This window comes from Neorhizobium sp. AL 9.2.2 (assembly GCF_013317225.1).
Classification (GTDB): Bacteria; Pseudomonadota; Alphaproteobacteria; order Rhizobiales; family Rhizobiaceae; genus Neorhizobium; species Neorhizobium soli.
Genome location: NZ_JAALXU010000001.1, coordinates 1,100,864 through 1,123,111, shown reverse-complemented (window position 1 = coordinate 1,123,111; position 22,248 = coordinate 1,100,864). Strand labels below are relative to the sequence as shown.

At 61.2% G+C, this 22,248-nt stretch carries 26 protein-coding genes; 20 read left to right on the top strand and 6 right to left on the bottom strand.

Annotation, left to right across the window (positions count from 1 at the left end; translation table 11 throughout):
• Positions 1 to 25: 25 nt before the first annotated feature.
• The 7 genes from G6K99_RS05420 (at position 26) to G6K99_RS05390 (ending at position 5,812) form a co-directional block, all read left to right on the top strand.
• On the top strand, positions 26 to 283 hold the full coding sequence (locus tag G6K99_RS05420) for a type II toxin-antitoxin system ParD family antitoxin (RefSeq protein ID WP_174195924.1): 258 nt from the start codon (positions 26 to 28) through the stop codon (positions 281 to 283).
• The gene (locus G6K99_RS05415) at positions 265 to 576 is read left to right on the top strand and encodes a type II toxin-antitoxin system RelE/ParE family toxin (RefSeq protein ID WP_371816140.1); all 312 of its coding nucleotides are present in this window, start codon (positions 265 to 267) and stop codon (positions 574 to 576) included. Before G6K99_RS05420 ends, G6K99_RS05415 begins: the two co-directional genes overlap by 19 nt.
• 4 nt (positions 577 to 580) lie before the next feature.
• Positions 581 to 1,984: a DNA repair protein RadA gene (radA, locus tag G6K99_RS05410; RefSeq protein WP_062453352.1), complete on the top strand. Its 1,404-nt coding sequence runs from the start codon at positions 581 to 583 to the stop codon at positions 1,982 to 1,984.
• A 154-nt stretch (positions 1,985 to 2,138) separates the two neighbouring features.
• Positions 2,139 to 2,726: a CvpA family protein gene (locus G6K99_RS05405; RefSeq protein ID WP_062579839.1), complete on the top strand. Its 588-nt coding sequence runs from the start codon at positions 2,139 to 2,141 to the stop codon at positions 2,724 to 2,726.
• A gap of 135 nt (positions 2,727 to 2,861) precedes the next feature.
• Entirely contained in the window at positions 2,862 to 4,364 is a 1,503-nt protein-coding gene (purF, locus tag G6K99_RS05400) for an amidophosphoribosyltransferase (RefSeq protein WP_062579838.1), read from the top strand.
• Between the two features lie 84 nt (positions 4,365 to 4,448).
• Positions 4,449 to 5,189, top strand: coding sequence for an SDR family NAD(P)-dependent oxidoreductase (locus G6K99_RS05395; RefSeq protein ID WP_113111103.1), 741 nt, complete (start codon positions 4,449 to 4,451; stop codon positions 5,187 to 5,189).
• A 41-nt stretch (positions 5,190 to 5,230) separates the two neighbouring features.
• Positions 5,231 to 5,812, top strand: a complete 582-nt coding sequence (locus G6K99_RS05390; RefSeq protein ID WP_174195923.1) for a DedA family protein — start codon at positions 5,231 to 5,233, stop codon at positions 5,810 to 5,812.
• Positions 5,813 to 5,833: 21 nt separating this feature from the next.
• On the opposite strand, the gene G6K99_RS05385 is transcribed toward G6K99_RS05390, so the two are convergent.
• The gene (locus G6K99_RS05385; RefSeq protein ID WP_062453357.1) at positions 5,834 to 6,061 is read right to left on the bottom strand and encodes a hypothetical protein; all 228 of its coding nucleotides are present in this window, start codon (positions 6,059 to 6,061) and stop codon (positions 5,834 to 5,836) included.
• 357 nt (positions 6,062 to 6,418) lie between these two features.
• Here G6K99_RS05385 and cysS point away from each other — a divergent pair, with 357 nt between their 5' ends.
• The 7 genes from cysS (at position 6,419) to G6K99_RS05350 (ending at position 12,642) form a co-directional block, all read left to right on the top strand.
• Positions 6,419 to 7,816, top strand: coding sequence for a cysteine--tRNA ligase (gene cysS / locus G6K99_RS05380; RefSeq protein WP_174195922.1), 1,398 nt, complete (start codon positions 6,419 to 6,421; stop codon positions 7,814 to 7,816).
• Between the two features lie 139 nt (positions 7,817 to 7,955).
• The gene (locus tag G6K99_RS05375) at positions 7,956 to 8,468 is read left to right on the top strand and encodes a GFA family protein (protein ID WP_174195921.1); all 513 of its coding nucleotides are present in this window, start codon (positions 7,956 to 7,958) and stop codon (positions 8,466 to 8,468) included.
• Positions 8,465 to 8,968: a GFA family protein gene (locus G6K99_RS05370; RefSeq protein ID WP_174195920.1), complete on the top strand. Its 504-nt coding sequence runs from the start codon at positions 8,465 to 8,467 to the stop codon at positions 8,966 to 8,968. The genes G6K99_RS05375 and G6K99_RS05370 overlap by 4 nt, the downstream gene beginning before the upstream one ends.
• The gene (gene pip, locus G6K99_RS05365) at positions 8,965 to 9,924 is read left to right on the top strand and encodes a prolyl aminopeptidase (RefSeq protein WP_174195919.1); all 960 of its coding nucleotides are present in this window, start codon (positions 8,965 to 8,967) and stop codon (positions 9,922 to 9,924) included. The genes G6K99_RS05370 and pip overlap by 4 nt, the downstream gene beginning before the upstream one ends.
• Before the next feature lie 188 nt (positions 9,925 to 10,112).
• A complete protein-coding gene (locus G6K99_RS05360) occupies positions 10,113 to 11,228 on the top strand; it encodes a metallophosphoesterase (protein WP_174195918.1) in 1,116 nt (371 codons plus the stop codon).
• A 134-nt stretch (positions 11,229 to 11,362) separates the two neighbouring features.
• On the top strand, positions 11,363 to 12,289 hold the full coding sequence (gene rarD, locus G6K99_RS05355; protein ID WP_062453363.1) for an EamA family transporter RarD: 927 nt from the start codon (positions 11,363 to 11,365) through the stop codon (positions 12,287 to 12,289).
• Positions 12,290 to 12,312: 23 nt separating this feature from the next.
• Positions 12,313 to 12,642, top strand: coding sequence for a DHCW motif cupin fold protein (locus G6K99_RS05350; protein ID WP_174195917.1), 330 nt, complete (start codon positions 12,313 to 12,315; stop codon positions 12,640 to 12,642).
• A 9-nt stretch (positions 12,643 to 12,651) separates the two neighbouring features.
• On the opposite strand, the gene G6K99_RS05345 is transcribed toward G6K99_RS05350, so the two are convergent.
• Positions 12,652 to 13,284, bottom strand: coding sequence for a LysE family translocator (locus G6K99_RS05345; protein ID WP_174195916.1), 633 nt, complete (start codon positions 13,282 to 13,284; stop codon positions 12,652 to 12,654).
• A gap of 41 nt (positions 13,285 to 13,325) precedes the next feature.
• A complete protein-coding gene (locus G6K99_RS05340) occupies positions 13,326 to 13,946 on the bottom strand; it encodes a TIGR00730 family Rossman fold protein (protein ID WP_174196058.1) in 621 nt (206 codons plus the stop codon).
• Between the two features lie 156 nt (positions 13,947 to 14,102).
• Between G6K99_RS05340 and G6K99_RS05335 the strand changes: the two genes are divergently transcribed.
• Positions 14,103 to 16,004, top strand: coding sequence for a LysM peptidoglycan-binding domain-containing protein (locus tag G6K99_RS05335; RefSeq protein ID WP_174196057.1), 1,902 nt, complete (start codon positions 14,103 to 14,105; stop codon positions 16,002 to 16,004).
• A 159-nt stretch (positions 16,005 to 16,163) separates the two neighbouring features.
• Here the strand turns inward: G6K99_RS05335 and G6K99_RS05330 are convergent, their stop codons facing one another.
• Complete coding sequence (locus G6K99_RS05330; protein ID WP_062453367.1) at positions 16,164 to 16,388, bottom strand: hypothetical protein; 225 nt, start codon at positions 16,386 to 16,388, stop codon at positions 16,164 to 16,166.
• A 200-nt stretch (positions 16,389 to 16,588) separates the two neighbouring features.
• Between G6K99_RS05330 and G6K99_RS05325 the strand changes: the two genes are divergently transcribed.
• From G6K99_RS05325 to G6K99_RS05305, 5 genes are all read left to right on the top strand, one after another.
• Positions 16,589 to 18,490, top strand: coding sequence for an ABC transporter ATP-binding protein/permease (locus G6K99_RS05325; RefSeq protein WP_092661830.1), 1,902 nt, complete (start codon positions 16,589 to 16,591; stop codon positions 18,488 to 18,490).
• A 26-nt stretch (positions 18,491 to 18,516) separates the two neighbouring features.
• Positions 18,517 to 18,657, top strand: a complete 141-nt coding sequence (locus tag G6K99_RS05320) for a hypothetical protein (RefSeq protein WP_156461813.1) — start codon at positions 18,517 to 18,519, stop codon at positions 18,655 to 18,657.
• A 245-nt stretch (positions 18,658 to 18,902) separates the two neighbouring features.
• Positions 18,903 to 19,604 carry a phosphatidylserine decarboxylase gene (locus G6K99_RS05315; RefSeq protein WP_180215429.1) on the top strand — a complete coding sequence of 234 codons (702 nt, stop codon included), beginning with the start codon at positions 18,903 to 18,905 and terminating at the stop codon, positions 19,602 to 19,604.
• A 22-nt stretch (positions 19,605 to 19,626) separates the two neighbouring features.
• On the top strand, positions 19,627 to 20,445 hold the full coding sequence (locus G6K99_RS05310) for a phosphatidylcholine/phosphatidylserine synthase (protein ID WP_062453369.1): 819 nt from the start codon (positions 19,627 to 19,629) through the stop codon (positions 20,443 to 20,445).
• A 189-nt stretch (positions 20,446 to 20,634) separates the two neighbouring features.
• Entirely contained in the window at positions 20,635 to 20,772 is a 138-nt protein-coding gene (locus G6K99_RS05305; protein ID WP_165699869.1) for a hypothetical protein, read from the top strand.
• A 6-nt stretch (positions 20,773 to 20,778) separates the two neighbouring features.
• Here the strand turns inward: G6K99_RS05305 and G6K99_RS05300 are convergent, their stop codons facing one another.
• Positions 20,779 to 21,396: a LysE/ArgO family amino acid transporter gene (locus tag G6K99_RS05300; RefSeq protein ID WP_371816139.1), complete on the bottom strand. Its 618-nt coding sequence runs from the start codon at positions 21,394 to 21,396 to the stop codon at positions 20,779 to 20,781.
• Positions 21,397 to 21,461: 65 nt separating this feature from the next.
• Positions 21,462 to 22,226 (bottom strand): SOS response-associated peptidase, encoded by a 765-nt coding sequence (locus tag G6K99_RS05295; RefSeq protein WP_174195914.1) that lies wholly within the window; start codon positions 22,224 to 22,226, stop codon positions 21,462 to 21,464.
• Positions 22,227 to 22,248: the final 22 nt, after the last annotated feature.

The following is a 22,248-nucleotide window of genomic DNA, read 5'->3' as shown; positions in this document are numbered from 1 at the left end:
TAAATGAGAACAAAAGGAGATCGAAATGACCGAGATCCATCTCAATGACGAGGCTCTGGCGTTTATCGAAGAGCAGGTGAAGACAGGCGCCTATGAGAGCGCTGCGGATGTCGTTGCGGCGGGACTAAGCCGTCTCGGAAGCGAAGACGAACTCCTGAGGACGATGATCGCCGAGGCGGATGCCCAGCTGGAGAGAGGCGAGTTCGTGCGTTTCGCCAATGCCGACACACACGCGGATTCGATCATCGAACGGGGGATGCGCATATTGAACCGAAAGAGCTGATTTACTCCCCGCTGGCCGATCAGGATCTCCTCGACATATTCCTGTACATCGCCGTCGACGATCCGGTCGCGGCCGGCCACTTCGTACGAGATCTTACTCGAAAGGCTGCGTGGATTGCCTTCACCGGTTTTCCAGGTTCGCCGCGCGATAATCTCTCACCCGGTCTCAAAGCACTCCCATACCGCAAGCGCTGTATCTACTTCCGCCGAACGGAAACGGCAGTCCGCATCGTCCGGGTCCTGCACGGCCATCAAAACCTTCATCCCGACCTCTTCAAGACTGACGAAACCTGATCTCATGGCAAAACCTAAAACTCAATTCGTGTGCCAGAACTGCGGCACGGTGCACAGCCGCTGGGCGGGCAAGTGCGAAGGCTGCGGCGAGTGGAATACGATCGTCGAGGAAGATCCGATGGGCGGCATCGGGTCCGGTCCCGGCAAGGTGCCGAAAAAGGGCCGCGCCGTGACGCTGACCGCCCTTTCCGGTGAGACCGAGGAAGCACCGCGCATCCATACCGGCATTTCCGAACTCGACCGTGCCACCGGCGGCGGATTCGTGCGTGGGTCGGCGGTGCTGATCGGCGGCGATCCGGGCATCGGCAAGTCGACGCTTCTGATGCAGGCGGCGGCCGCCCTTTCGCGTCGTGGTCATCGCATCATCTATGTATCCGGCGAAGAAGCCGTCGCTCAGGTTCGCCTTCGGGCCCAGCGGCTGGGTGCTGCCGATACGGAAGTGCTTTTGGCGGCCGAAACCAATGTCGAGGACATTCTCGCCACGGTGTCGGAAGGCAAGCGGCCGGATCTCGTCATCATCGATTCGATCCAGACGTTGTGGAGCGATACCGCCGATTCGGCGCCGGGAACCGTCACCCAGGTACGCACCGGTGTGCAGGCGATGATCCGCTTTGCGAAGCAGACGGGCGCTGCCATGGTTCTGGTAGGCCATGTCACCAAGGAAGGCCAGATCGCCGGTCCGCGCGTGGTCGAGCACATGGTCGATGCCGTGCTTTATTTCGAAGGCGACCGCGGCCATCATTACCGCATCCTGCGTACGGTGAAAAACCGGTTCGGGCCGACCGACGAGATCGGCGTGTTCGAAATGTCCGACAAGGGCCTGCGCGAGGTCACCAACCCGTCGGAACTGTTTCTCGGTGAGCGCAACGCCAAATCCCCGGGGGCCGCAGTCTTTGCCGGCATGGAAGGTACACGGCCGGTTCTGGTCGAGGTTCAGGCGCTAGTGGCAGCCACCTCGCTCGGCACGCCGCGCCGTGCCGTGGTCGGTTGGGATTCGTCGCGTCTCGCGATGATCCTTGCGGTTCTCGAAGCCCATTGCGGCGTGCGGCTCGGCCAGCACGACGTCTATTTGAACGTCGCCGGCGGTTACCGCATCTCGGAACCGGCGGCCGATATGGCGATCGCCTCGGCGCTTGTTTCTTCGCTTGCCGGCATCGCGCTTCCGGCCGACCATGTGTTTTTCGGCGAGATCAGTCTTTCCGGCGCGGTGCGTCCCGTTTCGCAGACGGCGCAGCGATTGAAAGAAGCCGAGAAGCTTGGCTTTTCCGGTGCCATGCTGCCGGCCACATCCGCCGAACTGCCGAAGGGCTCCAGCGCCCGCTGGACGATGATCGAGGACCTGCCGGATCTCGTCTCGCGCATCGCCGGTTCGGTCAAAAAGCTGGGGAAGCAGGAGGAAGATGATTGATCTTCCGTTAACGCCACGGCTGATGTAAGACACGCGCTCGACGCTCTGGATCAGGTTGGAAACTCCGGTCGGATTCAGGCACGAAAACGGCTGGCCCACATTGGCTTCACCAAGACGGCAGGCATGCAACGGCAGGTTCTGGAGTAGAGTTTACATGCCCATCACCATCTTCGACGGTATTGTCATCGGCGTCACCCTGTTTTCGGCCGTGCTTGCCATGGTTCGCGGTTTCTCCCGCGAGGTTCTGTCGATCGCAAGCTGGGCCGGCGCCATTGCCGCCGCCTACTATCTCTACCCGCTGCTCGTCCCTTACGCGGAAAAGTACACATCCGATCACCGCATCGCCATTGCCGGTTCGGCTGGCGTCATCTTCCTCGTGGCGCTGATCATCATCTCCTTCATCACATCCAGGATCGCCGACTTCATCATCGACAGCCGCATCGGTGCGCTCGACCGCACGCTCGGCTTCCTGTTCGGAGCTGCCCGCGGCATCCTGCTTCTCGTCGTGGCCGTTGCCTTCTGGAACTGGCTGGTCGCTGAAAGTGCCCAGCCGACCTGGGTCACCAACGCCAAGTCGAAGCCGTTCCTCGATACGCTGGTCGGACGCCTCGAAGCCGTGCTGCCAGCCGATATCGAGCCGCAGATCCGGGCCCGTATCCTCGGCAAGGAAGAAGCACCTGTGGATGGCGCTGTTGGTACCGACCAGACGCCGGCCGAAGACGCACCGGTTACAAATAATTGACGCTGTGTTGCGCTTGATGCAGCGCACACCATCACCATTTGTGGTAACATTCGAAATCTGATGATAGACGGGCTGGTCTCCGGGGGAAATCTCCCCCGGCCAGCCTTTCCATTTTTCCTGAAAGGGTACGGCCAGATGCAGCAGCCGGGATCGCAAACATTCGATGTCAACCGCTCCAACGTATGGGACGAAGACACCCTTCATGAAGAATGCGGCGTCTTTGGCGTCCTCGGCCACCCGGATGCGGCAACGCTGACGGCGCTCGGCCTGCATGCCCTGCAGCATCGCGGTCAGGAAGCCGCCGGTATCGTCTCGTTCGACGGTTTGCGCTTCCATTCGGAGCGCCGGATGGGCCTGGTCGGCGATCACTATACGGACCCGGTCACGCTCGCGAAGCTTCCCGGCAATATCTCGATCGGCCACAACCGCTATTCGACGACCGGCGAAGTCGCTCTTCGCAACGTCCAGCCGCTGTTTGCGGAACTTGAAGTCGGCGGTATCGCGATTGCCCACAACGGCAATTTCACCAACGGTCTCACGCTGCGCCGGCAATTGATCGCCGGCGGCGCCATCTGTCAGTCGACATCCGATACGGAAGTCGTCCTTCACCTCATCGCGCGCTCGCGCTACTCCTCCACCGCAGACCGCTTCATCGATGCCATCAGGCAGATGGAAGGCGGTTATTCGATGCTTGCCATCACCCGCACCAAGCTGATCGCGGCGCGTGATCCGACCGGTATCCGTCCCCTCGTTATGGGCGAACTCGACGGCAAGCCTGTGTTTGCCTCTGAAACCTGCGCGCTCGACATCATCGGTGCCAAGTTCATCCGCGACGTCGAAAACGGCGAAGTGATCATCTGCGAGATCCAGTCAGACGGCTCGATCTCGATCGATGCCCGCAAGGCCGGCAATGGCCAGCCGGAACGGCTCTGCCTGTTCGAATACGTCTATTTCGCTCGTCCCGATTCCGTTGTCGGCGGTCGCTCGGTCTATGTGGCGCGCAAGAACATGGGCATCAACCTCGCCAAGGAAGCGCCTGTCGAAGCTGATGTCGTCGTGCCGGTTCCCGATGGCGGCACGCCGGCAGCTCTGGGGTACGCCCAGGAGAGCGGCATTCCGTTCGAATACGGCATCATCCGCAACCATTATGTCGGTCGCACCTTCATCGAGCCCACTCAGCAGATCCGCGCTTTCGGCGTGAAGCTCAAGCACTCCGCCAACCGGGCGATGATCGAGGGCAAGCGCGTCGTGCTGGTCGACGATTCAGTCGTGCGCGGCACCACGTCGCTGAAGATCGTCCAGATGATCCGCGATGCCGGTGCCAAGGAAGTTCACCTGCGCGTCGCAAGCCCGATGATCTACTATCCCGATTTCTACGGCATCGACACGCCGGACCGGGAAAAGCTGCTGGCCAACCAGTACGACAGCCTCGAAGCGATGTGCAAATATATCGGCGCGGACTCGCTCGAATTCCTGTCGATCAACGGGCTTTACCGCGCCGTCGGCGGCGAAGACCGCAACGATGCACGGCCGCAGTTCACCGACCATTATTTCACCGGCGACTACCCGACGCGTCTTCTCGACAAGGATGGTGAAGCGGTCGGCCGCAAGGTCTCGCTTCTGGCCAGCAACGGCTGAATGGTTTTCAATCGATCATGAACGTTTTAGAAGGCTGCGGGAACGCGGCCTTCTTTTTTGGTCGCGACTGGCAGGGATGGAACAATGACGATCGACTTGAAGGGTAGGATTGCGCTGGTGACCGGCGCCTCGCGCGGCATCGGTTACTTCACGGCACTGGAGCTGGCAAAGGCCGGCGCGCATGTGATCGCCACCGCACGCACCGTCGGCGGGCTGGAAGAGCTGGACGACGCGATAAAGGCTGCAGGCGGCTCGGCAACGCTCGTGCCGTTCGATCTCACCGACATGGAGGCGATCGACCGGCTGGGTGCCTCGATCTTCGAACGCTGGGGCAAGCTCGACATCCTGGTCGCCAATGCCGGCATCCTTGGTACAATTTCGCCGCTCGGGCATATCGAGGCGAAAGTGTTCGAGAAGGTGATGCTGACCAACGTCACCTCGATGTGGCGGCTGATCCGCTCGGTGGAGCCGCTGCTGGTGCGATCCGATGCGGGTCGCGCCCTGCTCTTCTCGTCAGGCGCTGCCGCAAAGGCACCGGCTTTCTGGGGTGCCTACGCGATCTCGAAATCCGCTGTCGAAACCATGGGTCGCATCTGGGCTGCGGAAAACACGCATACGACGCTCAAGGTCAACATGGTCAACCCGGGCGCCACAAGGACCGCGATGCGGGCGCAGGCCGTGCCTGGCGAAGATCCGGAGACACTGCCGCATCCTTCAGAGGTGGCGCAGAAGATTCTCTTCCTCGCCTCGCCAGAGCTTACCGACAGTGGCCGCATGTTCGTGGTGCGCGAAAACCGGTTCGTCGATTTCAGAATGCCGGAATAACCGGATAGACCGACAGCCCGGACGTTTGGGGGAATCTAGTCATGAGCCTGGAACAGTTGATCGGTGAGTATGGACCGGTGGCCGTGTTTCTGGGAGCGGCTGTCGAGGGCGAGACGGCAGCGTTTCTCGGCGGCGTGATTTCCCACCGCGGCCTCATGCCCTACTGGCAGGCCGCGGCGGGTGCCTTCTTGGGATCGCTGATCGCTGACCAGGCGCTGTTTTTTGCGGGCCGCCACGCCAACCGCGTGGCAATCGTCCAGCGGATGATGAGGGTAAAGGCTGCAGAACGCGTCCGCACCCTGCTTGCGGCGCATCCGACGGGCTTCATCCTCTCGTTCCGTTTCATCTACGGCATCCGCACCGTCAGTCCCTTGATGATCGGACTTTCCGGCATCTCGCCTCTTCGCTTCTTCTTTCTCAATCTCATCGCCGCATTCGTCTGGGGCGTCGGGATAACGGCGATCGGGTACCTGTTCGGCAACGCGGTCGAGGCGCTGTTTGGACATTTGAGACTGCATGTTCACATGCTCGCAGCCCTCGGCGTAATCCTTGTTGCGGTTGCCGTCACCGCATTCCTGGCGCGCAAGACGTTGTCACGCATGTGGGCGGGAACCCGAAATTAGGTCGCACGCCGTTCGGACATCTCAGTTGCTCGTGAGAGCCGAATGGGTGCTCAGCACCTTTTCGAGAAGAACATCGTCGTCGCGCACGCCGAGCTGGTAGAAGCGAATTGCCATGGCCGCCAGCCTTGCGGCAGACGGATCGTGCCTGGAGCGACCGGTCATCCAGCGCGCGACGTTGTATATTCGCGCCAGCCGTTCCAGCTCACCCGGATCAAGCGGCTTTCCCACGAAGGTCGTTCTTACGTCCATGACCCTGCCTCCCACTCTTCATCAGTGATTTCTAATATTAGGCAGAATGGACAAAACGCAAAACACAGGTTTTGGTTAAGATTAACCGGTAACTAAACGCGGGCGGTGAAAACCGCTTTTCAACAGCTTTTTCGATGGGATTTCGGAGCGGGAACGCATCAGCAAATCTCTTGACCAAACAGTGGCCTCGCGCCATAAACGACGGATGAACACGGCGATTTCCATCTGCGGGATCATTATTCGCTCAGCGTAAAGCGCTGGCCTGGCCGTTTTCGTCTCTCGAAAAGCTTTGAAGACAAACGCTCTGGTCCGCTCGCCATAGATGCATGCGACGTCAGGATGTTGGGAGATTTTTCGATGAGCGTCACGCTCAAGCTATACAATACCTTGATCCGCGCGAAGACGGCGTTCGAGCCCATCGATGCCGACAACGTCCGCATGTATGTCTGCGGCCCGACGGTCTATGATTTCGCCCATATCGGTAACGCCCGGCCGGTGATCGTGTTCGATGTGCTATTCCGGCTGCTGCGGCATGTGTACGGCGACGCCCATGTGACCTATGCGCGCAACATTACCGACGTGGATGACAAGATCAACGCCCGGGCGCTGCGCGACTTTCCGCATCTTGCGCTCAACGATGCGATCCATGCGGTCACCGAAAAGACGGCGAAGCAGTTTCACGACGACGTCGCTGCCCTTGGCTGCCTTAAGCCCAGCATCGAGCCGCGCGCCACGGACAATATCGCGCAGATGATCGCCATCATCGAAAAGCTGGTCGGCAACGGCAATGCCTATGTCGCCGAGGGCGAAGTGCTGTTCGACACCAAGTCGATGGCCGATTACGGCCAGCTTTCCAAGCGTCCGCTGGACGAGCAGCAGGCCGGTGCGCGCGTCGCTGTTGATGCGCACAAGAAGAACCCGGGCGATTTCGTGCTGTGGAAGCTTTCCTCCCACAACGAACCCGGCTGGGACAGCCCTTGGGGCCTCGGTCGTCCCGGCTGGCATATCGAATGCTCAGCAATGAGCGGCCGCTATCTCGGCGAAGTCTTCGACATTCATGGCGGCGGGCTGGACCTGATCTTTCCGCACCATGAAAACGAGATTGCCCAGTCGCGCTGCGCCCACGGCACCGACGTGATGGCGAATGTCTGGATGCATAACGGCTTCGTGCAGGTCGAAGGCCGCAAGATGTCGAAGTCCGACGGCAATTTCATTACCATCAACCAGTTGCTGGATACCGATACATTCGGCGGCCGCAAGTGGCCGGGCCAGGTGCTGCGTCTCGCCATGCTGATGACGCATTACCGCGAACCGATCGACTTCTCGATCAAGCGCATCGAGGAGGCCGAGCGGCTTCTTGCCAAATGGCCGGCCGTCGACCTCGCCGACATTCCTTCGAGCACGCAGCCCTGCCCAATCGTCCTCGACGCGCTCGCCGACGACCTCAACACGGTTGCCGCGATCCAGCGCATCCACGCACTGGCGCAGGAAGCCAATGCCGACAGCACGCTGCTGCCGATGTTTGGCGCCAGTGCCGCCCTTCTCGGCGTCGCGCCGGAAAAGACGGAAGTGGACGGGGCGCTTGCCGAAGCGGTGGATGCGCTCGTCGCGCTGCGGCTCGAAATGCTCAAAGCGAAGAACTTCGCCGAAGCCGACCGCATCCGTGACGAACTGTCAACCAAGGGTATCCAGCTGAAGGATGGCAAGAACGCCGAGACCGGCGAACGGGTGACCACTTGGGAGGTAAAGCGCTAACGCTTGCCGCATGGGCGGGGTGGTCCTATGCTTTTCGCACGGGACCACCCAAAGGATGAGGGGAGGATGACATGAGTGCAGAGCGCCAACCAAACCCTGTGGGCAGTCGCGGCCGTCAGACCTCGCTACGGGGCAATGCATGACGAGCCATGACATTCATACCGGCGGCTGTCAGTGCGGCGCCCTGCGTTTTCGCCTCGACGGCAAGCCCGACCATGTCTCGATCTGCCATTGCCGCATGTGTCAGAAGGCGTTCGGTGCCTATTATGCGCCCCTCGTCTCCACCCGCGGCACCGGCTTTTCGTGGACGCGCGGACAGCCGAAATATTTTCACTCTTCAAACCATGTGCGGCGCGGCTTCTGCGACAATTGCGGCACGCCGCTGATCTATGAGGCGGTGGACGGTATCGCGGTTTCAGCCGGTGCTTTCGACGATCCGTCGGCGCTACCGCCGTCGGTCCAGTACGGCACCGAAGGCAAGATACCCTTCGTGGATCATCTGCACACCCTGCCCGGGCACGATACGATGGATGATATCGACGAGGCGCCGTTCCTTTCCGATATCGTTTCCAACCAGCACCCGGATCACGATACACAGACGTGGCAACCAGTTCCCGCCGATCGCGGAATGACGAAGGAGGACGACGCATGAGTGAAACGGAAAAAGCCGGTCAGCCGAGAACCGGCGGGTGCCAGTGCGGCGCCGTGCGTTTCAGGATCAACGGACAGCTCGGTCGTGCCTCCATCTGCCATTGCCGGATGTGCCAGAAGGCGTTCGGCGGTTTCTTCGGGCCGCTTGTCGCAACGCCGCAGGACGGTGCTGAGAGTGGGGTCGAGTGGACCCGCGGGGAGCCGAAATACTTCCAGTCCTCGATTAATATTGACCGCGGCTTTTGCGCGGAATGCGGCACGCCGCTCACCTATCGTACGCCGACCAGCCTCGATATCGCCATCGGTGCCTTCGACGAGCGCGACGACCTGATGCCGCAGGTGCAGGTCAACCACGCTTTCCGGCTGCCCTGGGTGGAAACGATCTTCGACGCTCCCGTGCATGGCGATACGGACTACTATTCGAAGCAGGAGCAGATCATCTCCTTCCAGCACCCCGATCACGATACGGAAAACTGGCCGGCGAAAGGTCTGCATCTATGACGGAAGTGCTGCGCACGCTCTACCCGGCAACGACTGCCTTTGAGACCGGCACGCTCGATGTCGGCGACGGTCACTCGATCAATTTCGAACGGCATGGCACGAAGGGGGCAAAACCCGTCGTCTTCCTGCATGGCGGCCCCGGAGGCGGCATCACGCCGATCCAGTCACGGCTGTTTGATCCTGAACTCTACGACATCCTTCTGTTCGACCAGCGCGGCTGCGGCAAGTCGACGCCGCATGCAAGCCTTGAGGCCAACACGACCTGGCATCTGGTCGCCGATATCGAGCGGCTGCGCGAGATGGTCGGTGTCGAGAAGTGGCAGGTGTTCGGCGGATCCTGGGGTTCGACGCTCGGCCTCGCCTATGCCGAGACGCATCCCGAGCGGGTGACCGAGCTGCTGCTGCGCGGCATCTACACGCTCACCAGAGCGGAACTCGACTGGTACTACCAATTCGGCGTCTCCGAAATGTTTCCCGAAAAATACGAGGCGTTTGTCGCACCGATTCCCGAGGATGAGCGCCACGAGATGATGGCCGCCTATCACCGCCGCCTGACAGGATCAGACACGGCGGCGCAGCTCGAGGCGGCCAAGGCCTGGAGCATATGGGAGGGATCGACGATCACCCTGCTTCCCGATGCGGCGCTGACCGAAGGCTTCGGCGAAGACCATTACGCCATCGCCTTTGCCCGCATCGAAAACCACTTCTTCATGAATGCCGGCTGGCTTGAGGAAGGCCAGCTCTTGCGCGATGCGACGAAGCTCAAGGGCATTCCGGGCATCATCGTGCACGGCCGTTACGACATGCCCTGCCCGCTCAAATACGCCTACCAGCTGTCGAAGGTCTGGACCGACGCAGATTTCCACATCATCGAAGGCGCTGGACATGCCGTATCGGAACCGGGGATTACGGATCAACTGATCCGGGCGACGGATCGGTTTGCGGGGAAGGCATAAATGCGAAAGCTTGCGGGGCGTCTCGCCCCGCATTCGGCTCCCGCCAACTTCTCCCTGCGGGCGGGGAGAAGCGATATGCCTCACCCCTCCCGATCAACATCCCGTTATGCCGGTTGAGATTAACCGCCGGCCGGCACAGTTAGGGCTCCCTGCCTTATCGCATCCTCCTGAAGCCGAGCCTCATCGACGTGTTTCATCTCGCCAAAGCCCTTCTGTGCCTCTACGTCGTCCTCCGCTTCCTTCTGCCGCTGCCGTGGCCCCGCTGGGCGAAGGGGTTGATCGCGGTCGTGCTGATGGTGGTGTTCCAGCACAGTCTGATCAGCCGGATCGTGTTCGGCACGATGTTTTCGCCTGAAGTGCCGCGGATGACGATGATCGTCGTCAACTGGATGGCGGGCACGATCCTGTTGCTTGGCATATTTCAGCTGGCGCTCGATCTGGTCGCGCTTGTCACGGCAGCCCTTCGACGTCGGCGGATCAGAATACCGGTCGGGCTGCGCTACGGGATCGGCGCAGCTGCCATGTCGCTTGCAGCTTTTGCCGTCAACCAGGCGATCCGGGTGCCGCCGGTCAAGGAAGTCGAGATCCGGATCCCCGACCTGCCGGCGCAGTTTGATGGCTACCGGTTGATCCAGCTGACGGATCTTCACATCAGCCGGCTGTTTCAGGCGCCCTGGGTCGAAGAGACGGTAGCCAAGGCCAATGCCCAGAATGCCGACCTCATCGTCATCACTGGCGACCTGATCGATGGCGATCTGCAGGCCCGCAATCTGGATGTTGCCCCGCTTGCCAAACTGCGCGCTCCAGACGGCGTCTTCACCATTCCGGGCAATCACGAATATTACTTCGGCCATGACGACTGGATGCGGCAATACGAGACGCTTGGCCTTCGCACCATTTCCAACGGCCACGTGGTGCTGTCGCGCGGCGGTGCGCAGATGGTGCTGGCCGGCGTCAACGATCTCAACGCCACCCGGTTCGGCCTGGAAGGCCCTGACGTCGGCAAGGCGCTATCAGGTGCGCCAGCTGATGTTCCGGTCATCCTCCTCAACCACCAGCCACGCGATGCGAAGCTTTCGGCGGATGCCGGGGCCGATCTGCAGCTGTCCGGCCATACCCATGGCGGCATGATCTGGGGGTTCGATCGCCTTATCGCCCGCTTCAACAACGGCTTCGTGTCCGGTCTCTACGACGTCGATCAGATGTCGCTCTATGTCAATAACGGTACAGCCCTGTGGATCGGTTTTGCGCTGAGGCTCGGCGTACCCTCGGAACTGACCGTGATCACGCTGAGGCCGAAGTGAGTTGCGGCATCCGGTGAGCGGGTCGGTCGGAGCGGTCGCGCCGCTGATCCATGCTTCACAGAAATGAATTGGCCGGGGGCCACGCCTTGGTGTATCCCGCCAGCCAACGATAACAAATTGCCGGAAACGCCCTGATGGCCACCGATACCGTTCCCGTCGCCGCACAACCCGCGGGAGCGAAGAACGAGGACACGCCGCGCGGCTTTGCCTTCGGCATCACCGCCTATCTCCTGTGGGGCGTCCTTCCCTTTTACCTGAAAGCGGTCGCGCATCTTCCGGCGCTGGAAGTGCTGGCGCACCGCGCCATCTGGTCCGTGCCGATCGCCGGCCTCGTGCTGATCATTCTGGGCCGTACCGGGGATGTGAAGACCGCGATCAGGACGCCGCGCATGCTCGGCATGGCCTGCGTCACCGCCGCCTTCATCACCGCCAACTGGGGTATCTATGTCTGGGCGGTCTCGAACGGTCATGCGATCGATGCCGCGCTCGGCTACTTCATCAATCCGCTCTTCAGCATCCTGATGGCAGCGCTGGTGCTGAAGGAAAAGCTGTTGCCGATGCAGAAGGCGGCGATCGGGCTTGCCGTGGTCGGCGTCGCAATCCTCACTTGGGGCTCCGGCGGATTGCCTTGGGTGTCGCTGGCGCTGACGTTTACCTGGGGCTTCTACGCCCTGTTCCGCAAGACGCTGCCGATCGGTCCGAACCAGGGGTTTTTCCTCGAAGTGCTTCTGATCAGCATTCCGATGCTGCCCTACCTCATCTGGCTGGAAGCGACGGGCCAGGGCCACTTCCTGAACGGTGTCGGCTATGATGCGGCCCTTCTTGCCTTTGCCGGTATAGCGACAGCCGTGCCGCTGATGATCTATGCCAATGCCACCAAGCTGCTGAAGCTTTCGACCATCGGCATCATGCAGTATATCGCACCAACAATGATCTTTCTGACCGCCGTGTTTATCTTCAAGGAGCCGTTGAGCGGCATCAAGCTCACAGCCTTCGTGTTTATCTGGTCGGCACTTGCAGTCTATACGCTGGCGATGCTGCGGGACCTTCGCAGCCGCTGACCGCCCCTCAGGAGATTTCGTTCATGCAGATGTCAGATATCCCCTTCGGCACGACGGACTGGTCGCAGATCGAGCCGACCATCCACAAGGGCGACACCGGACACTCGACCTGGCGCACCCGCCATTTCGGGACGATCCGGGTGCGGATGGTCGAGCATTCGCCGGGCTATCTGGCCGACCACTGGTGCGAGAAGGGTCATATCCTGCTTTGCCTCGAAGGCGAGATGACCACCGAGCTTGCCGACGGACGCATCTTCGTGCTGAAGCCCGGCATGAGCTATCAGGTGGCCGACAGCGCCGAACCGCACCGGTCCTCGACGACACTGGGCGCCAAGCTCTTCATCGTCGACTGACGCTCGTCTCTAGCTTCTCTGCAGCGCGAGATGCGCGCCGAGACCAACCAGGATGGTGCCGCCTGCCCGCTGGGCAAGCTTTTGCGCGGTCGTCGATCGGTTGAGCCGTGCCATCACCAGGCCGGCAAGGGCAACGGCGAAAACATCGGCGATCGTGAAGATGACGCTGACGGCCAGTCCCAGAATCACGAATTGAACCCAGACCGGAAAGCTGGCCGTGCTGTCGACGAATTGCGGCAGGAAGGCGAGGAAGAAGATCGCCGTCTTCGGGTTGAGAACCTCGACGACGATGCTTTCGGCAAATGCCTTTCGGGCGGATCTCGGCGTCTCCGCCTGCAGATCGCCTGAACCCGCAGCCTTCGCGCGAAACAGGGAAATGCCGAGCCAGACCAGGTAGATCGCGCCTGCAAGCTTCACCAGTGCATAAACCACCGGAACGGCGTGAAAGAGAACCGAAAGGCCAGCTGCTGCAGCGATGATATGGGCGTAGGATCCGAGATGGACGCCAAGCACCGCCATCATGCCCGCCTTGCGGCCGGCAGCGATCGTGCGGGCCGCTACGTAAAGCATCGCGGGTCCCGGAATGAACGCGAAGATGGACGTCGTCACAAGGAAGGCGAACAGGATATTCCAGTCTGGCATGCGGTGCTCCTGTTCCCTACCCTCGGCGGGAGCCTGAAACCCTAGAGTTTCGAAATGACGGCGGCTTCGCCCTTTGACGCAGCCTGCTGTTCGTCGCGGTCGAGAATGGCCGGCACGATGTCATCCACGTCAGGGATCACCATCGGCTGTACCAGATGCCCCCGGTGGATGAAGCCTTCCTCGCGCATATGGGTGACGAGCGACAGCATCGGATCCCAGAACCCGCCGATATTGGCAAATACCATCGGCTTCTCATGACGGCCGAGTTGGCCCCAGGTCATGATCTCGACGATCTCCTCCAGAGTGCCAATGCCGCCCGGAAGGGTGACGAAGGCATCGGAGCGTTCGAACATCTTGTGCTTGCGCTCATGCATGTCCTTGGTGACGATCAGTTCGTCGAGCTGGCCGAGCGAATGACGGGTTGCCTCCATATCGACAAGAAAGTCCGGAATGATGCCCGTGACCTTGCCGCCATGCGCCAGAACGCCTGCAGCAACCGCACCCATGATGCCCTTGGTGCCGCCGCCATAGACCAGCCTGAGATCATGGGCTGCAATGGATTTTCCGAGCGCGCGGCCGGCCTGCATATAGGCGGGATCGCGTCCCGGCTGGGAGCCGCAGTAAACGCAGATGGATCGTATTGGCACAGTTTTCTCCGTCAGGCACTTCAAAGAGTTGGCACGCGACGCACCAACCATGAGATTTGGCTGGAAATACTGCGCAGAGCAAGGCTGAAACACTGGAAAAGCTTGTTATGACTAGAGGAAACGGATAATCCGGAAAGACGATGGAGGGTCCATCGGGAAAAGGCTTTGCTCATGAAAAACCGCGCCGGTTGGCTCGCTCTGGTCGTACTCGCCATCGCATCGCTGCTGATGGTCTTTTTCGTGCTGCCGCGGATCAATCATGATGCCAAACCGCTCGGCGATGCGATCAACGCTGCCGGCGATGCGGTCAAGGACGCGGTCGAGAGCACGAAGCAGGCGGTGAAGCCGACAGACGCACCGAATTCTCCGGACGCGCCGAAACCGCAGGAGCAGGCATCTGTGCCCGCGACGACGCCGGCCGCTCCCATATCTCCCCCGGCAACCCCTTCCGCTCCGGCAGCGCCCTCCGCTCCGGCCGCACCCGCAGTAACAGCTGCACCGAGCGCGACAAGCCCGGTCACCGCCCAGCCGAACGCTGCCCAGACGCCAGCCAAGCCCGCCTTTGACGTGCTGCGCGTCGAGCCCGACGGTTCGGCCGTGATTGCCGGCCGCGCGCTGCCCAATTCGACACTCGAAATCTCCAGTGGCAACTCGGTCGTCGCAAAGATCGACGTCGGCCCGAGCGGCGATTTTGCAGCCGTTCTCGACAAGCCTTTGCCGCCTGGCGATCACCAGCTGGTTCTCAAGGCCACCGGCAAGGACGGCAAGACGGTCGTCTCGGACGAGACAGCGACGGTCTCCGTACCGAGCGATCCGAAGACCGGCAAGCTGCTTGCCATGGTGACGACGCCGGGCAAAGCGAGCCGGGTCATCGCGACGCCGAACGCGTCTGCGCCTGCCGCACCGAATGCCGCAACATCACCGACACCCCCTGCCCCTGGCGCTGCGCCGTCCACTGCAGGCCAGACGGCTGCGGGTCAGTCTCAGACGCCAGCCGTCACTCCGGCCTTGCCGCAGGCATCGTCGCAGATCGCATCCAGCGCGCCAAACGTCTCTGCTCCGTCCTCGACCGCGGCTCCCGACGCGACGCCTGCTCCGGCTGGAACACCGGATCTGCAGATCACCGCCGTCGAGCTTGAAGGCTCGAAAATCTTTATCGCCGGCATCGCCCGCTCGGGTGTCATGGTGCGCGGTCTTGTCGACGGCGAGCCCGTCGGCCAGTCGCGCGCAGGCGGCAACGGCCATTTCGTCATCGAGGGCAATACGCAGCTTTCGGTCGGCGATCACCGGATCAGCGTCGAGGCACTGAACGGTGCCGGCCAGCGCACCGTCATGGTCGAGGTTCCGTTCAACCGTCCGGCCGGCGAACAGGTGGCGGCAGTCGCAGCCCCCGCAGTTTCAAGCCCGATGTCGACGATCGATGGCGGCGCCTTCGAGAAGCTTCGCAACGAAGTGGTACGCGCCTTCAACCTGCTCCAGAACCTCTACGCCGACGGCAAGATGCCGAGCGGCGAACAGATGGCGGCGGCACGTTCGTCCACATCGATTACGCTCAAGTCTTTGACCGAATACCGCCTGCCGGCCGACGCTTCCGTTTCCGCCCGCTCCGTTGCCGACAATGCCGCCAAGGATGCAGCGTCAGCACTTGCCGCACTCGACAAGGTTCCAAACGACGTTGCCGCCGTTGGCGCAGCCCTCAAGGACCTCGGCGCCATGATCGCCCGCGCCGTCGGGCCCGCCATGGCACGGCAGATGGATGGTGGCAACGAACAGGAAATGGCCGGCACGCCGGCTGCTCCCGCCACCGGCGTCGACGGCACAAAGACGTTCCAGCAGGCACCGCTGACGCAAAGCGAACGCAATTCGGTGATCATCCGACGTGGCGATACGCTGTGGCAGATTTCGCGCCGGATGTATGGCCAGGGCGTGCGCTACACGACGATCTACCTCGCCAACGAGGATCAGATCCGCAACCCCGACATCATCCAGCCCGGCCAGATCTTCGGCGTACCGGAGGAGTTCCGGCCGGATTCGGAAGAGCTGCACCGCGAACGGATCCAGCATCGGAAATGATGACGCGGCCCCAATTCTCCTGAAAACGACTTAAAACCGCAGGGCCAATGCTTCGGGTTCCCCAATCTCCACATTCCTGTGCTCATCACGGGAATGCGGGAGGTTGAGCTTCACGTCGCGGCGGCGGCTATCGGTGCAACACTCTGCAGAAAAACAGACTTACGACCGATCGCCGATCATCAGTTGCGACGGCGTGACTGCCAGTGAATGGGCGGCAACGTGCAGTGAAAGACTGTTGCGCTCGACAAGTGCTGTGACCGTTTCCAGTATATTCAGATGCGGTACATGCTTGACCACCGTATAGGCAGTGAAAGCCGCGCCGGCGGAGGCTCCCCACAGAAGAGTGCTCAGGGCAGTCGCAACGGCAATCGTCTTGAAGCGCATGATATTCCTCCCAATGCGAGCTTCCCTCGAATAGCCAGACCTCCTCCGCCTCGCAATTCGGACTTATACACTCCGTAGTCATACCTACTTTCGACCGATGAGGCCAGATGAGGTTTCATGCGAGTTTCATTTGCAACATGGCCCTGCGCAGCCTATTTGCCGGGAAGGCGTTTCTTCGCCCTCAGATTCAGGTAAAATCCATGGCAGCAAAAAAGAAGACCGTATCTGCGGATAGCGGCAATCCCTTCAGCACACTCGTCAACCTGTGGCCCTATATGTGGCCGGTCGGACGCGCGGATCTGAAAGCGCGCGTCATCTGGGCGACGGTGTTTCTGCTGCTGGCAAAGCTGGTGCTGATCTCTGTCCCCTATTTCTTCAAGTGGGCGACGGATGCGCTAAACGGCAAGCTCGACATGGCGGGCATCCTGCCGGTCTTTCTGCTGGGCGCCGTCGTGCTGGTCGTCGCCTACAACTTTACCCGCATTCTGCAGGTGGGTCTGAACCAGCTGCGTGACGCGCTGTTTGCCTCGGTCGGCCAGCACGCGGTGCGCCAGCTTGCCTACAAGACCTTCGTGCACATGCATCAGCTTTCGCTGCGCTTCCATCTCGAACGCAAGACCGGCGGCCTGTCGCGCATCATCGAACGCGGCACGAAGGGCATCGAAACGATCGTTCGTTTCACCATCCTCAATTCGGTGCCGACGGTGATCGAATTCCTGCTGACGGCGATCATATTCTGGGCCGCCTACGGGTTCGCCTACCTCGCCGTCACGGCTGTCACGGTTGCCGCCTATATCTGGTTCACGATCAAGGCCAGCGACTGGCGCATCTCCATCCGCCGGACGATGAACGACAACGATACCGAGGCGAACACAAAAGCCATCGATTCGCTTCTGAACTTCGAGACGGTGAAATATTTCGGCAACGAGGACATGGAAGCCAAGCGCTTCGATTCCTCCATGGAGCGCTACGAAAAGGCCGCGACCGACGTCTGGACCTCGCTCGGATGGCTGAACTTCGGCCAGGGCGTGATCTTCGGGCTGGGACAGGCCGTGATCATGATCATGTCGGCGCTTGCCGTGCAGCGCGGCGACCAGACGATTGGCGATTTCGTGTTCGTCAACGCGCTGCTGATGCAGCTCGCGGTTCCGCTTAATTTCATCGGCTTCGTCTACCGCGAAATCCGCCAGGGGCTGACCGATATCGAGCAGATGTTCGACCTTCTTGAAGTCGAAGCAGAAGTCGTGGACCGGCCGGACGCGAAGGATCTTGTCATCGGACAGGGACCTCAAAAAGGCGCCATCGCCTTTCGCGACGTGCAGTTCTCCTATGATCCGGCACGACCGATCCTTAAAGGCATCTCCTTCGACGTGCCGGCCGGGAAGACGGTGGCGATCGTCGGCCCTTCGGGTGCTGGTAAATCCACCATTTCGCGCCTGCTCTACCGCTTCTACGATATCCAGGGCGGATCGATCACCATCGACGGCCAGGATGTGCGCAACGTGACGCAGAAGTCGCTGCGCTCGGCCATCGGCATGGTGCCGCAGGATACGGTCCTGTTCAACGACACGGTCGTCTACAACATCCGCTACGGCCGGCCGGGTGCCTCGGATACCGAAGTCCAGGCGGCGGCCGAGATCGCTCAGATCGACCGGTTCATCAAGGCTCTGCCGGATGGTTATGAGACAAAGGTCGGCGAACGCGGGCTGAAACTCTCGGGCGGCGAAAAGCAGCGCGTGGCGATTGCCCGCACGGTTTTGAAGAGCCCGCCGATCCTCATTCTCGACGAGGCGACCTCGGCGCTCGATACGACGACCGAGCACGAGATCCAGTCCGCACTCGATCTCGTTTCGAAGAACCGGACGACGCTTGTCATCGCCCACCGCCTCTCGACGGTTATCAATGCCGACGAGATCATCGTTCTGCGCGACGGCCAGATTGCCGAGCGCGGCACCCATTCGGGGCTGCTGCAGCAGGAAGGCCTCTACGCCTCGATGTGGAACCGTCAGCGCGAGGCGACGGAAGCGGAAGAGCAGTTGAAGAAGGTGCGCGAGAACGACGATCTCGGCATCGTCCGTCGCGGCGCACCTGCTGCTGAGTAACGGCAGCAGAATAACAGGAGAACAGCATGAGACGATATACGAACAGGCGGATGCTGGTACTCGGCGGTATCGCCATCATCTATATGCTGGTGCTGGTCTTCTACGGCTCGCCTCTGCTCGCCTTCTCGACCTGGATGGGCTGGGTAGACCCTGAGGCGGTTCGCTGAGGCGAAGATTTCTGTGGCAATGCACCGCGTCTGCGAGTGTCAGAAGACGAGGATGGGCCTTTGGGAAACTGACGCGTCAGGGATAAACCGCGTTCAAGCAGAGGTCGCTGGGCGCTTCAAACGGTGTATTCCGTCAATTATACCGGGAAGTTGTATGACGTCATGGGCGCATCGACGGAACCGGATTGCCGCAAATAGGGTTTTTCTATAGGCAGGCAGCACAGACCATTGAGGAGAACCAAGGGTTGATCAATCTTTTCGACACCATCCGCAACACGCTCGTGCCGATCCACAAGGAAGGCTACGTTTTCGTCGTCATCTTTTTCGTCGTCTCGCTGATCCTCGGCTACTTCGCCGAGCCGCTGTTCTGGATCGGACTGGTACTGACGCTCTGGTGCGCCTACTTCTTCCGCGATCCGGAACGGGTCGTACCGCAGGATGACGATCTCGTCATCAGCCCTGCCGACGGCCGCGTCAGCCATGTTGCTCTGGTCGTGCCGCCAGCCGAACTGGATCTCGGCATCGAGCCGATGCTGCGCATCTCGGTCTTCATGAACGTGTTCGACTGCCATATCAACCGCGCCCCTGTTCGGGGCCAGGTGACACGCATCGAGTATCGCGAAGGGCAGTTCGTAAACGCGGAACTCGACAAGGCGTCCAGCGACAACGAGCGCAACGGGCTTGTCATCGACACCCCACACGGCCGCGTCGGCGTTGTACAGATCGCCGGTCTCGTGGCACGCCGCATCGTCTGCTGGGTCAAGCCCAACGAGCCGGTTAGCGCCGGTGAGCGCTTCGGCCTGATCCGCTTCGGTTCGCGCCTTGACGTCTTCGTTCCGGCCGGTGGCCAGGCGCGCGTCGTGGTTGGCCAGAGAGCGGTCGGCGGCGAAACCGTATTGGCCGAATTCGGCTCCGCCAAGGGTCCGACCATCGGCCGTCGTGCCTAACTAAACGCAAGGAGATCATCTGATGGAGACGCCCGTCTCGCCGCCGGAACAGAACCATACGACCGACGAGGCCCGTGGTCCGCGCCTGCGCGAGATCCCGGTCCGCCTGATGATCCCCAACCTGATCACGGTGCTGGCGATCTGCGCCGGCCTTACCGGGATCAGACTTGCCTTCGAGGGACGGTTCGAGCTCGCTGTCGCGATGGTGCTGCTGGCAGCCTTCCTCGACGGGATCGATGGTCGGATCGCACGGCTTCTGAAGGCAACGTCGAAATTCGGCGTGCAGATGGATTCGCTCGCCGACATCATCAATTTCGGCGTTGCGCCCGTCCTCGTCTCCTATGCGTTTCTGCTGGACGGAGCGAAATCCTTTGGCTGGATAGCTGCACTTCTCTATGCGATCGCGGCTGGCCTGCGGCTTGCCCGGTTCAACGTGATGGAAGACCGCGGCATCAAGGCGCCCTGGCAGTCTGAGTTCTTTGTAGGCGTTCCGGCGCCCATGGGTGCGCTTCTGGTGCTTCTGCCGGTCTATCTCGGTTTTCTCGGCGTCGAACAGACGAAGTTCTTCGTGTATGCCAGCGTTCTCTACACGCTGTTGATCGGCTTCTTGTTGGTCTCGCGTCTGCCGGTCTGGTCCGGCAAGTCGGGCCGCATCCGCCGTGACCTGATGCTGCCGATCATGCTTGTGGCCGTTCTCTATGTCGGCCTCTTGATGAGCTACACCTGGGAAATCCTGGCAATCACCGCGATTGCCTATCTCTGTGTTCTGCCGTTTTCTGCCCGTGCGTGGAAAAAGCGTTATGGCACGATCACCATCGAGGACGAGCGCACGCACGTCTGATCGTCCTGCCCTTGCGACTGATGCTGCGGCGCACATGAATTGTTGCGTCGCAGCCCCAGCTTGCGGCAAGTTGGCGCGTCCATTCTTTCTCTATCGCATCGTAAAGCCGCAGCCATGATTCCGCCCGGATTGGCGGCGAAATGCGCCGGCCCGCCCTTAAGCGGAACAGAGATTCGTGAGGAGACAGACGTGAGCAGCGAAACCAACAAAACCAACATCGAGACCAAGCCGGACCTCTCCAGCCATTACCGTCCGCTCGGCCTCAAAGCCGTTGCTGCTGCGGCGATGATGCTGAAGCGCAAGCCAACGCTCAGCCCGGCTCGCTGATCCGTCTCAGGCGCCGCGTAGGAAGCTTATGAGAAGCCCGAGCGCAAGCAACCCCATGACAACGCCGATCAGGCCATCCAGCACCCGCCACGCGGCGGGTCTGGCAAATAGCGGCGCCAAATAGCGGGCGCCGTAGCCGAGGCCGAAGAACCAGGCGAAGGATGCGATCATCGCGCCCGCGCCATAGGCTACCCTTTCCGGGCCTTGGTAGGCCGCAGACAGGCTGCCGAGCAGCAGGACCGTATCGAGATAGACATGCGGGTTTAGAAAGGTGAAGGCGAGACAGGTCATCACCGCCGCCTTGAGTGCCATGCCCTCAGGCGCGCCGGCGACCATCGCACCGGGCTGTACCGCCCGCCGGAATGCCATGGCCGAATAGGTGGCGAGGAACAGCGCGCCGCCGAGCGTCACCACCGAGATCAGCAGAGGCGACTGCGACACGATCGTTCCCAGACCGCCGACGCCGGCTGCAATCAGCAAGGCGTCGGATGCCGCACAGATCAGGCACAGCACGAAGACATGGCTGCGGATCAGCCCCTGGCGCAGGATAAACGCATTCTGAGCGCCGATCGCCACGATCAGCGAGCCGCCCAGCGCAAAGCCGGAAAAACCGGCGGATATCAGGTTCATAGGGAAATCCGTTCAGGACGTGATTCGAAGGCTGGATGGTGTGACGCGGTCGGAACGGATCAAAACAGCGACATCTGGCCGCTGCTGCCGGATGCCTTTGGCGGCTTCTCCTGCGGCTGTGCCACCGCGACCGGTTTCTGCAGATCCTTGCCCATGTTGGACACCTTGTTGACCAGATCTGATACCGGAAACGCCTCGAAGAAATCGTCCTGTACCGGCCGCATCAGATCCGCCACGTGGCGTGGCTCACCGTTCTTGCAATCCAGCCAGCGCTCGAAATCCTCCGGCGCGATGACGACGGGCATGCGGTCGTGGATCGGCCGCAGGGCGTGGTTGGCAGCCGTCGTCAGGATCGCCGCGGTATCGACTTCCGAGCCATCGGCAGATGCGTAGGTTTCCATCAGTCCCGCAAAGGCTATGACGCCACCATTCTTCGGGCGGATCCAGAAGGGCTGCGAAGGCAGTCCCGTTTCCTTCGGCGGCCGGCGCCATTCGTAGAAACCGGAGGCCGGGATAAGAACGCGGCGGTGACGCATGGCGGCCCGGAACGACGCCTTTTCGGCCGCCGTCTCGGAGCGGGCGTTGATCATCAGGGGAAAGTCCTTGATATCCTTGACCCAGCCCGGAATCAGGCCCCACCGGGCAAGTACGACGCGACGCGGCGGAAGATTGCTGCCGGGCTTCACATGTTCGTTCTGCATGACGATCAGGATCGGCTGCGTCGGGGCAATATTGTAGCGGGCCGGGAAACCTTCCTCCCCCAGCGCCTGCATGACCTCCAGAATTTCCTCAGAAGTCGCCGTCAGGGCGTAGCGTCCGCACATGCGAGATTAGATGGCACTGGGG

Excerpts from the sequence above, each read along its gene's own strand:
- G6K99_RS05370 (WP_174195920.1), top strand. The coding sequence starts at position 8,465 with ATGAGTGAAACGGAAAAAGCCGGTCAGCCGAGAACCGGCGGGTGCCAG.
- G6K99_RS05320 (WP_156461813.1), top strand. The coding sequence starts at position 18,517 with ATGAGACGATATACGAACAGGCGGATGCTGGTACTCGGCGGTATCGCC.
- G6K99_RS05405 (WP_062579839.1), top strand. The coding sequence starts at position 2,139 with ATGCCCATCACCATCTTCGACGGTATTGTCATCGGCGTCACCCTGTTT.
- G6K99_RS05325 (WP_092661830.1), top strand. The coding sequence starts at position 16,589 with ATGGCAGCAAAAAAGAAGACCGTATCTGCGGATAGCGGCAATCCCTTC.
- G6K99_RS05350 (WP_174195917.1), top strand. The coding sequence starts at position 12,313 with ATGCAGATGTCAGATATCCCCTTCGGCACGACGGACTGGTCGCAGATC.
- G6K99_RS05390 (WP_174195923.1), top strand. The coding sequence starts at position 5,231 with ATGAGCCTGGAACAGTTGATCGGTGAGTATGGACCGGTGGCCGTGTTT.
- G6K99_RS05295 (WP_174195914.1), bottom strand. The coding sequence starts at position 22,226 with ATGTGCGGACGCTACGCCCTGACGGCGACTTCTGAGGAAATTCTGGAG.
- G6K99_RS05385 (WP_062453357.1), bottom strand. The coding sequence starts at position 6,061 with ATGGACGTAAGAACGACCTTCGTGGGAAAGCCGCTTGATCCGGGTGAG.
- G6K99_RS05310 (WP_062453369.1), top strand. The coding sequence starts at position 19,627 with ATGGAGACGCCCGTCTCGCCGCCGGAACAGAACCATACGACCGACGAG.
- G6K99_RS05330 (WP_062453367.1), bottom strand. The coding sequence starts at position 16,388 with ATGCGCTTCAAGACGATTGCCGTTGCGACTGCCCTGAGCACTCTTCTG.
- pip (WP_174195919.1), top strand. The coding sequence starts at position 8,965 with ATGACGGAAGTGCTGCGCACGCTCTACCCGGCAACGACTGCCTTTGAG.
- rarD (WP_062453363.1), top strand. The coding sequence starts at position 11,363 with ATGGCCACCGATACCGTTCCCGTCGCCGCACAACCCGCGGGAGCGAAG.
- G6K99_RS05345 (WP_174195916.1), bottom strand. The coding sequence starts at position 13,284 with ATGCCAGACTGGAATATCCTGTTCGCCTTCCTTGTGACGACGTCCATC.
- G6K99_RS05395 (WP_113111103.1), top strand. The coding sequence starts at position 4,449 with ATGACGATCGACTTGAAGGGTAGGATTGCGCTGGTGACCGGCGCCTCG.
- G6K99_RS05375 (WP_174195921.1), top strand. The coding sequence starts at position 7,956 with ATGACGAGCCATGACATTCATACCGGCGGCTGTCAGTGCGGCGCCCTG.
- cysS (WP_174195922.1), top strand. The coding sequence starts at position 6,419 with ATGAGCGTCACGCTCAAGCTATACAATACCTTGATCCGCGCGAAGACG.
- G6K99_RS05420 (WP_174195924.1), top strand. The coding sequence starts at position 26 with ATGACCGAGATCCATCTCAATGACGAGGCTCTGGCGTTTATCGAAGAG.
- purF (WP_062579838.1), top strand. The coding sequence starts at position 2,862 with ATGCAGCAGCCGGGATCGCAAACATTCGATGTCAACCGCTCCAACGTA.
- radA (WP_062453352.1), top strand. The coding sequence starts at position 581 with ATGGCAAAACCTAAAACTCAATTCGTGTGCCAGAACTGCGGCACGGTG.
- G6K99_RS05335 (WP_174196057.1), top strand. The coding sequence starts at position 14,103 with ATGAAAAACCGCGCCGGTTGGCTCGCTCTGGTCGTACTCGCCATCGCA.